At 71.0% G+C, this 14,547-nt stretch carries 9 protein-coding genes and 2 tRNA genes; 8 read left to right on the plus strand and 3 right to left on the minus strand.

Annotation, left to right across the window (positions count from 1 at the left end):
* Positions 1–47: 47 nt before the first annotated feature.
* From ilvN to ilvD, 3 genes are all read right to left on the minus strand, one after another.
* Entirely contained in the window at positions 48–560 is a 513-nt protein-coding gene (ilvN, locus tag AB0K08_RS12745) for an acetolactate synthase small subunit (RefSeq protein WP_363355018.1), read from the minus strand.
* A 2-nt stretch (positions 561–562) separates the two neighbouring features.
* On the minus strand, positions 563–2,434 hold the full coding sequence (locus AB0K08_RS12750; RefSeq protein ID WP_363355020.1) for an acetolactate synthase large subunit: 1,872 nt from the start codon (positions 2,432–2,434) through the stop codon (positions 563–565).
* 359 nt (positions 2,435–2,793) lie between these two features.
* Positions 2,794–4,542 (minus strand): dihydroxy-acid dehydratase, encoded by a 1,749-nt coding sequence (ilvD, locus tag AB0K08_RS12755; protein ID WP_363355022.1) that lies wholly within the window; start codon positions 4,540–4,542, stop codon positions 2,794–2,796.
* Between the two features lie 164 nt (positions 4,543–4,706).
* On the opposite strand from ilvD, the gene AB0K08_RS12760 reads away from it, so the two are divergent.
* From AB0K08_RS12760 to AB0K08_RS12795, 8 genes are all read left to right on the plus strand, one after another.
* Positions 4,707–5,177, plus strand: coding sequence for a hypothetical protein (locus AB0K08_RS12760; RefSeq protein ID WP_363355024.1), 471 nt, complete (start codon positions 4,707–4,709; stop codon positions 5,175–5,177).
* Positions 5,178–5,255: 78 nt separating this feature from the next.
* Positions 5,256–5,328 (plus strand) — tRNA-Lys (locus AB0K08_RS12765).
* Positions 5,329–5,558: 230 nt separating this feature from the next.
* A complete protein-coding gene (locus AB0K08_RS12770) occupies positions 5,559–7,334 on the plus strand; it encodes a peptidoglycan DD-metalloendopeptidase family protein (protein ID WP_363355026.1) in 1,776 nt (591 codons plus the stop codon).
* Positions 7,327–7,803, plus strand: a complete 477-nt coding sequence (gene bcp / locus AB0K08_RS12775) for a thioredoxin-dependent thiol peroxidase (protein WP_363355028.1) — start codon at positions 7,327–7,329, stop codon at positions 7,801–7,803. Before AB0K08_RS12770 ends, bcp begins: the two co-directional genes overlap by 8 nt.
* A gap of 78 nt (positions 7,804–7,881) precedes the next feature.
* Positions 7,882–7,966: transfer RNA gene (locus tag AB0K08_RS12780), tRNA-Leu, on the plus strand.
* Between the two features lie 58 nt (positions 7,967–8,024).
* Entirely contained in the window at positions 8,025–9,785 is a 1,761-nt protein-coding gene (locus AB0K08_RS12785) for an ABC transporter substrate-binding protein (protein WP_363355030.1), read from the plus strand.
* A 53-nt stretch (positions 9,786–9,838) separates the two neighbouring features.
* A complete protein-coding gene (locus AB0K08_RS12790; protein ID WP_363355032.1) occupies positions 9,839–11,323 on the plus strand; it encodes a malate:quinone oxidoreductase in 1,485 nt (494 codons plus the stop codon).
* 25 nt (positions 11,324–11,348) lie between these two features.
* Positions 11,349–14,546 carry an efflux RND transporter permease subunit gene (locus AB0K08_RS12795; protein ID WP_363355034.1) on the plus strand — a complete coding sequence of 1,066 codons (3,198 nt, stop codon included), beginning with the start codon at positions 11,349–11,351 and terminating at the stop codon, positions 14,544–14,546.
* The last annotated feature ends 1 nt before the right edge of the window (position 14,547 follow it).

Below are 14,547 nucleotides of genomic sequence, written 5' to 3' on the forward strand. Positions count from 1 at the left end.
CCTTGGATTGGGTTGAGAGGTCTAGAGGTCTGGATCAGTTTTCGGGCTCAGTTTTTGGACAGAGCCCGGTCGGTCATCGACTTGCCCCCGCGCCCCACGGCGATGGTGCCGGAGCGCACGAGTTCGCGGATCCCGAAGGGCTCCAGGACCTCGAGCAGGGCGGCGAGCTTGTCCGCGGCCCCGGTGGCCTCGATGGTGACCGAGTCCGTGGAGACGTCCACCACGGAGGCGCGGAAGAGCTCGACGGCCTGGACCACCTGGGACCGGGACGCGGCATCGGAGCGGACCTTGACCAGCAGGTGGTCGCGCTGGACGGAGGCGTCGGCGGCCAGTTCGACCACCTTGATGACGTTGACCAGCTTGTTCAGCTGCTTGGTGACCTGCTCCAGCAGGTCACCCTCCGCCTCCACCACCACGGTGATGCGGGAGAGCCCCTCGAGTTCCGAGGTGCCCACCGCCAGCGAGTGGATGTTGAAGGCGCGGCGGGCGAAGAGGCTGGTGACGCGCGTGAGCACGCCCGGCAGGTCCTCCACCAGTACGGACAGGGTATGCCTTGCCATGTTCAGTCCTCCTCGTCCCAGTCCGGGGTCATGTCCTTGGCCACTTGGATCTCGCTGTTGGAGACGCCCGAGGGGACCATCGGCCACACCATCGAGTCCCGGGAGACCACGAAGTCGATCACCACGGGGCGGTCGTTGATCGCCAGGGCCTGCTCGATCGTGGCATCCAGGTCCTCCTCCGACTCGCAGCGCAGCCCCACGCAGCCGTAGGCCTCCGCGAGCTTGACGAAGTCGGGCACCCGGATGGTGTCGTGCCCGGTGTTCAGGTCCGTGTTGGAGTACCGGGACTCGTAGAACAGGGTCTGCCACTGCCGGACCATGCCCAGCGAGGAGTTGTTGATGATGGCGACCTTGATCGGGATCTTGTTGATCAGGCAGGTCGCCAACTCCTGGTTGGTCATCTGGAAGCAGCCGTCGCCGTCGATCGCCCAGACCACCCGGTCCGGGTTCCCGACCTGGGCGCCCATGGCGGCCGGGACGGAGAAGCCCATGGTCCCGAGCCCGGCGGAGTTCAGCCACTGGTGCGGGCGCTCGTATTGCACGAACTGGCTGGCCCACATCTGGTGCTGCCCCACGCCGGCCACGTAGACGGCCTCAGGGCCGGAATGCGCCGAGAGCCGTTCGATGACCTTCTGCGGGCTCATCAGGCCGTCCTCGGTGGGCGTGTACCCCATCGGGTACGTCTCGCGCAGCCGCTTCAGCACGGTCCACCACTCGGAGAGGTCCGGGGCACCGGACTCGCCGTGGATGTCCCGCACGGCATCGGCCAGCTCGGGGATGATCTCCTTGACCGAACCGACGATCGGCACGTCCGCCGTCCGGTTCTTCGAGATCTCGGCCGGGTCGATGTCCGCGTGGATGACCTTCGCCTTGGGGGCGAAGGTGGACAGCTGGCCCGTGACGCGGTCGTCGAACCGCGCGCCGAGCGTGATCAGCAGGTCGGACATCTGCAGGGCGGACACGGCGGCCACGGAGCCGTGCATCCCCGGCATGCCCAGGTGCTGGTCATGGGAGTCCGGGAAGACGCCGCGGGCCGTCAGGGTGGTGACCACCGGCGCGCCGGTCAGCTCGGCCAGCTCGCGCAGCTCCACGCTCGCGTGGCCGCGGGACACGCCGCCGCCCACGTAGAGCACCGGCCGATCGGCCTGCTGGATCAGCCGTGCGGCCTCGCGCACCTGCTTGGAGTGGCCCCGGAGCACGGGGCGGTAGCCGGGAAGGTCGATCTTGGGCGGCCAGGAGAACTCCATGTCAGCCTGCTGGGCGTCCTTGGCCACGTCGATCAGCACGGGGCCGGGGCGGCCCGTGGTGGCGATGTGAAAGGCCTCGGCCAGGGCCTGCGGGATGTCCTGGGCGTCGGTGATCAGCCGGGAGTGCTTGGTGATCGGCATGGTGATGCCCACGATGTCCGCCTCCTGGAAGGCGTCCGAGCCGATCGCGCTGGAGGCCACCTGGCCGGTGATGAACACGCAGGCCTGGGAGTCCATGTGCGCGTCCGCGATCGCCGTGACCAGGTTGGTGGCCCCGGGGCCCGAGGTCGCGATGGCCACACCGGGGCGGCCGGAGGCCAGGTAGTAGCCCTGCGCCGCGTGCCCCGCCCCCTGCTCGTGCCGCACGAGGATGTGGCGGATGACGGTGGAGTCCATCAGGGGGTCGTACGTCGGCAGGATGGCGCCGCCGGGAAGCCCGAAGACATCCGTGACCCCCAACTCCTCCAGGGACCGCACGATCGCCTGCGAACCGGTCATCGTCTGCGGCCCGATCACGCGGTTCGACCCCGGTACCAGGCGGTCCGCCGCCGACTCGCTCTTCTCCCGCTTGTCACGGGTTGCATGGGATGGCATCACCGACGGGGTGATGCGGGATCCGTTACTCATTGCTGTGCCTCTTCGTCACTGCTTGTCCGATGGCGACTGGTGCGCCTTGGGTGCCGGCCCGGGTGTCCCCCGGGTCCGCCCGCCTCACGGCGGGGAAACTCGTGGAGCCGATGTGGTGGCCGGTTCCGTTCCGCTTCCCCAACAAAAAAACCCCGACGGCGGCCGGTCGGCCTACTCGGGGTCTCGCGCCTGGCAGCGGGCGAACCCGCCGTTCCCGAACCGTGGTTCAGGCCAGGCGCTGGATAACGACGACTCGTCGCGTGTTGGACATGGGTCCATTATCCCCGAGGTGGTGCTGTTGGTGTCAATCTACCGGACAGCCGTCTCATATCGTGAGACGGATGTCCGGTCTGTGGACCTCAGCCGAGGTAGGCGCCCTCGGCCGCGGAGTGCACGAGCTTGGCGTACTTGCCCAGCACTCCCGTGGTGAACTTCGGCGGGATCGGCTCCCACCCGTCCTTCCGCGCGGCGAGCTCGTCCGCCGGGACCAGCAGGTCCAGGGTGCGGCCGGCGATGTCCACCCGGATCCGGTCTCCGTCGCGCACGAATGCGATGGGGCCGCCGTCGGACGCCTCGGGCGCCACGTGGCCGATGCACAGGCCGGTGGTGCCGCCGGAGAAGCGGCCGTCGGTGAGCAGCAGGACGTCCTTGCCGAGGCCGGCGCCCTTGATGGCGCCGGTGATCGCGAGCATCTCGCGCATGCCCGGGCCGCCCTTGGGGCCCTCGTAGCGGATGACCACCACGTCGCCGGCCTTCAGCTCATCGGCCTCCAGGGCGTCCATGGCCTGGCGCTCGCGCTCGAAGACGCGGGCGGTGCCCTCGAAGACGTCGGCATCGAAGCCGGCGGACTTCACCACGGCACCCTCCGGGGCCAGGGACCCCTTGAGCACCGCGAGGCCGCCGTTGTGGTGCAGCGGGTTGTCCAGCGCACGCAGGACCTTGCCGTCCAGGTCCGGCGGGGTGATCTCGGCCAGGTTCTCGGCCACGGTCCGGCCCGTGACGGTCAGGGCGTCGCCGTGGATGAGGCCGGCGTCCAGCAGGGCCTTCATGACCACGGGCACGCCGCCGACCTTGTCCACGTCCGTCATGACGTACTGGCCGAAGGGCTTGAGGTCGCCCAGGTGCGGCACCCTGTCCCCGATCCGGTTGAAGTCCTCCAGGGTGAGGCCCACGCCTGCCTCACGGGCGATCGCCAGCAGGTGCAGCACGGCGTTGGAGGATCCGCCGAAGGCCATGGTCACGGCGATCGCGTTCTCGAAGGCCTTCATGGTCAGGATGTCCCGGGAGGTGATGCCGAGGCGCAGCAGGTTCACCACGGCCTCACCGGACTTGCGGGAGAAGACGTCGCGGCGGCGGTCCGCCGAGGGCGGGGCGGCGGAGCCGGGCAGGGACATGCCGAGGGCCTCGCCGATGCAGGCCATGGTGTTGGCGGTGTACATGCCGCCGCAGGCGCCCTCGCCCGGGCAGATGGCCCGTTCGATGGTGTCCAGGTCCTTCTCGCTCATCAGCCCCCGGGCGCAGGCGCCCACGGCCTCGAAGGCGTCGATCAGGGTGACCTGCTTCTCGGTCCCGTCCTCGAGCGTGGCGTAGCCCGGCATGGTGGAACCGGCGTAGATGAAGACGCTGGCCACGTCCAGGCGGGCGGCGGCCATCAGCATGCCGGGCAGGGACTTGTCACAGCCGGCCAGCAGGACGGAGCCGTCCAGGGCCTCGGCCTGCATCACGGTCTCCACGGAGTCGGCGATGACCTCCCGGGAGACGAGCGAGTAGTGCATGCCGTCATGACCCATGGAGATGCCGTCCGAGACGGAGATGGTGCCGAACTCGAGCGGGTAGCCGCCGCCGGCGTGCACGCCCTCCTTGGAGGCCTGCGCGAGCCGGTCCAGGGAGAGGTTGCAGGGGGTGATCTCGTTCCACGAGCTGGCGATGCCGATCTGCGGCTTGGCGAAGTCGTCGTCGCCCATGCCGACCGCACGGAGCATGCCACGGGCGGGGGCGCGCTCCATTCCGTCGGTCACCGCACGGGAGCGGGGCTTGATGTCCGGGGCGGAGGCGTCGTTGCCGCCGGGCTCCCCGGGGAGGGTGGTGTCTGCGGAGGGGCTGGTCATGGCCCCCATCCTAAGACCGCCGCGCCCCTGACGTGGCGCACGTGACAGGCGGTGTCCGGCGCACCGGCCGTGCCCGGCCGCCTCCCGCGCGCCTGCCGCCTGCCTGCCGCTTGCCTCCCGCCTGCCTGCCGCCTGCCCGGGGTCGCCTTCCGTAGACTGTGCCCATGGACGGCGACGACCTCAAGTACCTGCTCCGTGAGGCCTTCGATTCCCAGGTCCTCAACCATGGGGACTTCAACCTGGTCTACGGCCAGCCCTCCGGCGCCGGAAACCCCTGGACGATCGGCTACCGCCGCCACCCCCTGGAGCTGCTGCTGTGCCCCGTGGACCTCGAGGCCCTGCCGGGGCTGCGGGAGGACGCCTCGATCGCCACGGTGGCCCTGGGCAATGTGGCGACCCTCGCGGACACCGGCACCGGCTACCAGGTCGAGACCGTCACCGGATTCCGGACCTGGTTCGAGGTGAGCGGCGCGCCACGGGTTCCGCTGCCGGAGAACCTGCGGGACCTGCTGGCCGCGCCGAGGCAGGAGCCCGACGCCGACTCCCTGGTGCTCGAGCAGGAATCCGACGCCGAGGACTTCCACCAGTTCATGTCCCATTTCATGGACACCCTGGACTCGTACTACGACGAGTAGGGCCGATTTCGCTTCCACCGGATTCCTCTGGTAATGTTTTTCCTCGTTGCACGGGCCGAATACCGGTGCAGCAGGCCAGCACCTCTAGCTCAACTGGCAGAGCAATTGACTCTTAATCAATGGGTTCCGGGTTCGAGTCCCGGGGGGTGCACCGCAGCAGCAGAACCAGTAGGACCCCGGTCACGGTACCGGGGTCCTACTGGTTTAACGGCCCGTCAGCGCGATGGATCCACTCACCCCTCCACCCACCCTGTTCCCAGCCGTGAGATCCGACACACCTGAAGCACCTTCCGTTCACCCTCAGGTCTACCTCCCGTGGCCAAAGCATGCCACGCTGTCGGGGTAACACTCGAGGGGTTGGCGTGGGAGGTTCGTGGGATCGTGAAGCGTGGATGGGCGCCCGCAGGCGCGGCGGCTGCGGCCTTGGTCCTGGCGGCCGTCTCCGGGGGGATCGGCCCCACCACGGCGTTGCCGTCCGGCACCCCGGGCTCCACCGGTCCCGGACCACACCCCGGCACGACGGCGGCCGTCGCCGGCCACTCCGACGTCACGCCGGGCGGCGGCTGGCTGGAGGCCGGTCGCGAGTCCACCGCGCTGCACCCTGACTTCCTGGCCGGCCCGCTCGATCCCTCGGCCCGCGACGCCGGACGCGGCGGATCCGGCCCGGCCGACGCCCTCGCCCCGGCCGTGACCGCCACCTTCGCCTCGGCCCGCGGCGCCTACCCCGGTTCCCTCGTGGTGCTCTCGGCCGCACAGCAGCGCGCCCTGCAGGATCGCGAGGGCACGCTCACGGGCAGCCCGGATCGGGCACCCGCCTCGGTCCACCGCGGTTCCGTGCCGGACCTCGGCGTGGTGCTGGACCATCCGGTGTCCGGCCCCATCAGCCTGAGCTCGCCCTTCGGCTGGCGGGTCAATCCCACCCGGATCGGCCCCTCCGTGCAGTTCCACATCGGCCAGGACTATCCGGTGGCCTGCGGGACACCCGTCCACGCGGCGGCGGACGGGACCGTCCGCTTCGCCGCGGACCGGGGGACCTCCGGCCTGCGGGTGGACATCGACCACGGTTCGGGCCTGGCCAGCGCCTACCACCACAACTCCGCCCTGCTGGTCTCCCCCGGGGATTCGGTGGCCCGGGGGGATGTGATCGCCCTGGCCGGCACCACGGGCAACTCCACCGGCTGCCACGTGCACTTCGGCCTCACCCTGGACGGTCAGTCCCTGGACCCCGCCCTCGTCCTGCCGGCCGTCGCCGGCCAACCCGCCGCGCTGACCGCCGAGGAGCTGCAGCGCCTGCGCCAGCAGGCGCGCGGCACCACGGATCCGCCCGGGGCCGAGGCACCCGCCGCTCCACCCACGCGGGCCTCCGGTCCCCGGGAGCGCCCCAGCACCCCGCCGCCGGCCGACACACCCCGGCCCCCGGCCACGGCCACCACGAAGCCGACGGCGACGCCGGGCGCGAAGACCACCGCGAAGCCGACGACGAAACCGGCCCGACCCACCGCGCAGCCGGCCAGACCAACGGCGAAGCCGACCGCCGCACCAACGGCGAAACCGACAGCGAAGCCGACGGCGAAGCCGACGACCCAGCCCACGGCGCCGGCCCGCCCCACCGCCACTCCGACCGCGCCGCCCTCGACCCCGCATCCGACGGCGCCCCCGGCCTCTCCGGCGCCCCCCGAGCCAACCGAGCCTGTGCCCACCGAGCCGGCACCCACTCCGGAGCCCACCCCCACGCCGACGCCGGAGCCGACGCCTCCTCCCGCGCCGGAACCGACCCCGGATCCGGCCCCCACCGAGCCGGCGCCCGACCCCACCGTGCCTCCGAGGCCGGGCCCGGCACCCGCTCCGATCCCGACCCCGGACCCGGACCCGACGGTGCCCGCACCGCCCAGCCCCCCGGCGCTGTCCGAGGACGAGGCGGCCCGCTGGTGCATCGCCCTGGACCCGGAGGACCTCGAGGGTGAGACGTTCGTCATCACCGCCGAGACGGTCCTGACGGAGATCGTCGCGGTGCTGGACGAGTCCGGGGAACCCAGACTCGTGGGCCGGGAACGGCTCGCCGAGGTCGATCCCGGCACCGTCTGGCTGGAGTCGCTCCCACTGTGTACCGACGAGGCGTTCCTCTCCCCCACGACCTACAGTGGTGCGCATGACTGATCAGCACCGCCTCGCCCCCGGCGACACCGCCCCCGCGTTCACCCTCACGGATCAGGACGGCGGCACGGTCTCCCTGTCCGACCACTCCGGCCAGCGCGTCATCGTGTACTTCTACCCGGCCGCCGCCACGCCCGGCTGCACCACCCAGGCGTGCGATTTCCGGGACAGCCTCAGTGCCTTCGCCGCTGAGGGCTTCACCTTGCTGGGCATCTCGCCCGATGCCCCCGCCAAATTGGCCTCGTTCGCCGAGAAGGAGGGGCTGACCTTCCCCCTGCTCTCGGATGAGGACCACGCCGTCGCAGAGGCCTATGGCGCCTGGGGCGAGAAGAAGAACTACGGCCGGACCTATGAGGGGCTGATCCGCTCCACCGTGGTCGTCGGCCCCGACGGCACGGTGGAGCTGGCGCAGTACAACGTCCGGGCGACCGGCCACGTGGCCAAGCTCCGCCGGGACCTCTCGCTGGCCTGATCCGTACCGGTCCGCCCCGCCGTACACCGCAGGTCCCCACCGGGTAGGATGGGCCGTTGTCCCCGCCTGGCGGGGCTTGCGGGCGTGGCGGAATTGGCAGACGCGCTGGATTTAGGTTCCAGTGTCTTCGGACGTGGGGGTTCAAGTCCCCCCGCCCGCACCAGCAGTCCACTGTTCGACCCCAGATCCGTTCCCGATCCGCTGCAGGGAGGCCCGGACGCGTGGAGATCTCACGCCGCACCGCCATCACATCCCTGGCGGCCGCGTTCGTCCTGCCGATGACCGGTTGCGCCGCCCGGATCCGCAGCGAGTCGGTACCGGCCACCGGCCGTGGGCCGGCCTCCCCCGCGGCGCCGCCTGAACCCGTCACCGTGCCCCTCACCATCGGGGTACCCGCGCAGCCGCAGTCCTTGGATCCGGCCCTGACCGTGGACGCCGAGTCCCACCGCAGCACGCGTCAGGTCCTGGAAACCCTGTTGGGCGTCGATCCCAACACCGGTGCACCGATCCCCCTGCTCGCGAGCGACTGGAGGGCCACCGAGGACGGGCTGCGCTACACCTTCTCCCTCGCCCCGGACGTCGTCTTCCACGACGGCACTCCCCTCACCGCGGAGGTGGTGGCGGCCAACTTCGAGCGGTGGTCCCGCCTGCCGGAACTCCTCGGCCAGGACCGGCTGGACCGGCTGCCCCGGCTGGCGTTCCCCTCCGTCTTCGGCGGCTTCGCGGGCGATGAGCAGTGCCGCTACGTGGAATGCCAGACCGTGGGCGATCGGACCGTCTCCCTGGTCCTGTCCGAACCGATCGTCTTCCTCGCCGCGGCCCTCACCTCGCCACCGTTCGCGCTGAGCTCGCCCGACTCCTGGGCGGCCTTCGATCAGGCCCTCGGCACCGCCGGCCCGGCGAGCCTGCCGGCGGCCCGGCCCGCCGGTACCGGCCCCTTCCGCTGGGGCGAGTCCCCCGGGCCGGACGCGGACGGGCAGGACGCGGACGGGCAGGACGCGGACGGGCAGGAAGGCCCCGGTGAGGCCCCCCCGATCGTGCTGGAGGCGGTGCCGGACTACCGCCACGGCCCCTCCCCCGTCGGTCCCGTGCGCCTGGCCGTGATCTCCGGCGCCCGGCAGCGGCTCCGCGAGCTGCGCCGGGGCCACCTGGACGCCTTCGACTACGTCACGCCGGCGACCCTGCGCCCGCTGGTCCAGGGCGGCGCGCAGGTCCTCCAGCGAGACCCGTTCTCGGTGCTGTACCTCGGCATGAACGTGCGGCATCCCATCCTGGGCCAGCTCTACGTGCGCCAGGCCGCGGCCCACGCGCTCGACCGCCGAGCCCTCGCCGAGGACTACTTCCTGGCGGGCTCCGCCCGGGCCGACGAGTTCGTCCCCCCATCCCTCGGCGTGGCCCACCCCGAGCTGACCACCTACGCCTATGACCAGGAGAAGGCCCGGGGCCTGCTGGAGCTGGCCGGATACCGGGGCGAGCCGCTGCCCTTCCTCTACCCGGTCCAGACGTCCCGCCCCTACCTGCCGTCCCCCGAACCGGTCTACGCCCGCATCGCCGAGGACCTCGCACGGGTCGGCTTCGTCCTGGAACCGGTTCCCGTGGCCTGGGAGGACGGCTACCTCGACCGTATCCCCGCGGACTCCGACCGCGCCTTCCACCTGCTGGGACGCACCGGGGAGTACCGTGATCCCCACCACTTCCTGGAGCCGCTCTTCGGCGCGCACTCGGCCGAGTTCGGCTACGAGAATCCCCTGGTGGTGGAGAACCTCGGCCGGGCCGCGGCCAGCAGCAGCCCGGAGACCAGGACGACCCTCTACCGGCGGGCCGCGGAGTCCGTGGCCCTGGACCTGCCGGCACTGCCGCTGGTCTACCCGATCTCGGCCGTGGCCGCTGGACACGATCTGGTCTCGTACCCGACGTCACCGGTGTTGGACGAACGATTCGACCGGATCGTCCCCGTGGATCAGCCCAGCCCGGGCCGGTAGTAAAGTCAGCAGAAGAGCCCACCACACCCCAACCGTTACTCCGGGAGAGAATCGTGACCCAGCAGTCTGCCGCAACCACCTACGACGTTGTCCTGGTGGGGGGTGGCATCATGAGCGCCACGCTGGGGACCTTCCTGCAGCAGCTGCAGCCGGACTGGTCCATCGCGCTCTTCGAGAACCTGAACCAGGCCGGCCTCGAGGCCTCCGATCCGTGGAACAACGCGGGCACCGGCCACGCCGCCCTGTGCGAACTGAACTACTCGCCGCTCGGCGCCGACGGCACGGTCGACCCGACCAAGGCCGTGGGCATCAACGAGCGCTTCCAGGTGTCCCGCCAGTTCTGGTCCTACCTGGTCAACGAGGGCAAGATCGGCGACCCGAAGACCTTCATCAACCCCCTGCCGCACATGAGCTTCGTCTGGGGCGCGGACCACGCCGACTACCTCAAGACCCGGCACGCCTCGCTCAGTGCGCAGCCGCTGTTCGAGACCATGGAGTACACGGAGGACCCGGACACCATCCGTGAGTGGGCCCCCCTGCTGATCGACGGCCGGTCCGGCGGAAAGCGCCTGGCGGCCTCCCGCCAGACCAACGGCACGGACGTGGACTTCGGGTCCCTGACCCGACAGCTGACCACGAACCTCGCCAACTCCGGCGTGGACGTGCGCTTCGGCCACCAGGTCACCTCGGTGGACCGCGGCACCGACGGCCGCTGGGAGCTGAAGGTCAAGAACAAGGCCGCCGGCGAGACCTCCACCGCACGCGCCCGCTTCGTCTTCCTCGGCGCCGGCGGCGGCGCCCTGCACCTGCTGCAGTCCTCCGGCATCCCCGAGTCCAAGGGCTTCGGCGGCTTCCCGGTCTCCGGACAGTTCCTCAAGTGCACCGACGAGACCATCGTCAACCAGCACATGGCCAAGGTCTACGGCCAGGCCTCGGTCGGCGCCCCGCCGATGTCCGTGCCGCACCTGGACACTCGGTTCGTGGACGGACGCCGCTCGCTGCTGTTCGGCCCCTACGGCGGATTCTCCTCGAACTTCCTGAAGTCCGGCTCCTACCTGGACCTGCCGCTGTCCGTGCGCCCGCACAACCTGCTGCCCATGCTCAACGTGGCCAAGGACAACATCGGCCTGGTCAAGTACCTCGTCAGCGAGGTCCTCAAGAGTCAGTCCAAGAAGGTGGAGGCCCTGCAGGACTTCTACCCCCTGGCCGACGGCGGTGACTGGGAGATGATCACGGCAGGTCAGCGCGTGCAGGTCATGAAGAAGGACCCCAAGAAGGGTGGCGTGCTGCAGTTCGGCACCGAGGTCGTCACCGCCGCGGACGGTTCCATCGGCGCCCTGCTCGGCGCCTCCCCCGGCGCCTCGACGGCCGCCCCGATCATGGTGGACCTGCTGGAGAAGTGCTTCCCCGCGAAGATGGACGCGTGGCGGCCCAAGCTGCAGGAGATGATCCCGTCCCTGGGCCGCCACCTCAACGAGGACCGGACCCTGATGAACGAGGTCGAACAGGCCACCGCGGCCGCCCTCAAGCTGGCCTGACCGGCCGGGCCACCAGACCGCCGCGATGGGTTCCCTGGCACGCTTCTCCCTGGCCAACAGGGCACTCATCGCGCTCGTCACGGCCCTGACGGCGGTCTTCGGCCTGCTGATGGTCGGCCAGCTCAAGCAGGAGCTGATCCCCTCCCTCGAGCTGCCGGTCGTCTCCGTCAGCTCGGTCATGCAGGGGGCCTCCCCCGACGTCGTGGACCGGCAGGTCGGGGAGCCGCTGGAGACGGCGCTGCAGGCCGTGGAGGGCCTCGAGTCCTCGAGCTCGACCTCCACCACGGGCCTGAACACCATCGGCCTGCGCTTCGAGTACGGCACGGACCTGAACCGGGCGCGCGCCCAGGTGGACCGGGCCGTGGCCAACATCTCCTCCCGGTTGCCCGAAGGCACCGAGACCACCTCGTTCGCCGGTTCCGTCTCGGACTTCCCCGTGGTCTTCATGGCGGTGGGCTCCCCGGACCCCGACGTCGGCCTGAACGAGTTGCGCTCGGAGGTCGAGCGGCTCGTGGTCCCCCGGCTGCAGAAGCTCGACGGCGTCCGCGCCGCCTCGGTGACCGGGGGCACCGACCAGCACATCGCGGTCCTGCCCGACGAGCCGGCGCTGGCCGCCGCGGGCCTGGGCACCGGTGACATCACCACCGCGCTCGAGGAGAACGTCGGGCTGTTCCCCATCGGCCAGATCACCGAGGGGACGCTCACCCTGCCCGTCCAGGCCGGGGCCCCGGTCGAATCCCTCGAGGACGTCGCCGACGTGCCCCTCGTCCCGGCGGAGGGCGCAGAGGGCGGGCCCGAGGACGGCGCGTCCAGCGCCGCCGCGCCGGTGCGCCTGGGCGAGGTGGCCGACGTCGTGATCCGGGACGGTGAGGCCACCTCCGTGACCCGGACCAACGGGGTGGACACCCTCGGGCTGTCCGTGACGAAGACCCCGGACGCGGACACGGTGAGCCTGTCCCACGCCATCAACGCGCTGATCCCCCAGCTGCAGGAGCAACTGGGCGAGACGGCCGGGGCCACCGAGATTACGGTGGTGTTCGACCAGGCCCCGTTCATCGAGGAGTCCATCAGCACCCTGGCGGTGGAAGGCCTGCTGGGGCTGCTGTTCGCGGTGCTGGTGATCCTCGCCTTCCTGGCCTCCGTGCGGTCCACCCTCGTCACGGCCGTCTCGATCCCGCTGTCCCTGCTGGTGACGTTCATCGGCATGCGCGTCTCGGACTATTCGCTGAACATGCTGACCCTCGGTGCCCTGACGATCTCGATCGGCCGCGTGGTGGACGACTCGATCGTGGTGGTGGAGAACATCAAGCGCCACCTCTCGCTGGGCCAGGACAAGCGCACCGCCATCCTCACGGGCACGGGCGAGGTAGCCACGGCCATCACCGCCTCGACCCTCACCTCGGTGGCCGTGTTCGCCCCGATCGCCCTCGTGGGCGGGATGGCCGGCGAGCTCTTCCGGCCCTTCGCCATCACCATGACGATCGCCCTGGTGGCCTCGCTGCTGGTCTCGCTGACGATCGTGCCCGTGCTGTCCTGGTGGTTCCTGGGGCGCTCCGTGGAACGCGCGCAGTCCCGCCGGCGGGGGCGCCACGCCGAGCCGGTCCCGGAGGCGGAGCAGGGCACGGTGGAACAGGGCGATCCGGTCCAGGCGGGGATCGGCCCGGGCATCGCCCACGGCCCGCTGCAGCGCCTCTACCTCCCGGTGCTCCGCGGCACCCAGCGCCGCCCGGCCGTCACCCTGGTGGCGGCGGGCGTCCTGCTCGCCGGCACGGTGGCGCTGGTCCCCCTGGTGCCCACCAACCTGCTGGGAGACACGGGGCAGAACACCTTCACCGTCACCGCAGCCCAACAGCCCGGCTCCTCGCTCGAGGAGACCTCCCGGGCCGCCGGACTGGTGGAGGAGGTCCTCATGGACCTCGACGGCGTCCGGGACGTGCAGTGGACGGCCGGCTCCGCCGGCTTCATCCCGGGGATGACCGGGAGTTCGGATGAGGCCACCTTCACCGTCCTGACGGATGCCGAGGTGGACCAGGTGGCCTTGCAGGACCAGGCCCGCACCCGGCTGGCCGGCCTCGAGGGCGCCGGCGAGGTCTCGCTCTCCGCGGCCAGCGGCCTGGGGATGTCCTCGGATGTCGAGGTGGAGGTCTCGGCCCCCTCCCCGGCACTGCTGGAACAGGCCACCGAGGCCGTGGTGGCGTCCGTGACCGGGATCGAGGGCGCGGACGAGGTCACCTCGGACCTCGCCGCGGTGCGGCCCACGTTCCAGGTGGACGTCGATGCGCTGGCCGCCGCCGAGCACGGGCTGAGCGAGGAGGCCGTGGCCGGTCAGGCGGCCGCCGCCCTGAACCCGGTGCCCTCCGGATCCGTGCGCATCGACTACACCGACTACCCCGTGCTGATCGGCGAACCGGCGAAGATCACCACGCTCGAGGAACTCCGCCGGGTCCAGGTCGTCACGGCCCGCGGGCCGGTGGACCTGGCAGAGCTGGCGGAGGTCTCCCGGCAGGAGGTGCGCTCCTCGGTGACGTCGTCGAACTCTGATCGCATCGCCGTCGTCTCCGTGACCCCGACCGGAGATGACCTCGGTGCCGTCTCGGCCGCCGTCGGGACCGCCCTGGAGGACGTGGACCTGCCGGAGGGGACCGCCGCCGAGCTGGGCGGGGCGGCCACCCAGCAGGAGGAGACCTTCAACGACCTGTTCCTGGCGCTGCTCGCCGCCGTGGCGATCGTCTACGTCATCATGGTGGCCACCTTCAAGTCCCTGCTGCAGCCGCTCATCCTGCTGATCTCGATCCCGTTCGCGGCGACCGGCGCGATCCTGCTGCTGCTGGCCACCGGAACCTCCCTGGGCCTGCCGTCCCTGATCGGCATGCTGATGCTCGTCGGGATCGTGGTGACGAACGCGATCGTGCTGATCGACCTGATCAACCAGTACCGGCGGCGGCCCGAGTACACCCTGGCCACGGCCCTGGAGCACGGCGCCCTGCACCGCCTGCGCCCGATCGTGATGACCGCGCTGGCCACCATCCTGGCCTTGACCCCGATGGCCCTGGGCCTGACCGGGCAGGGTGGTTTCATCTCCCAGCCACTGGCCATCGTGGTGGTGGGCGGGCTGGTGTCCTCGACCCTGCTGACCCTGATCCTCGTGCCGGTGCTGTACCGGCTCCTCGAGGGATGGGGCGAGCGGCGTCGGGGCCGTGCCGCGGCCGCCGTCGGCGGCTAGC

It is taken from the genome of Citricoccus sp. NPDC055426 (genome assembly GCF_040677445.1).
GTDB lineage: Bacteria > Actinomycetota > Actinomycetes > Actinomycetales > Micrococcaceae > Citricoccus.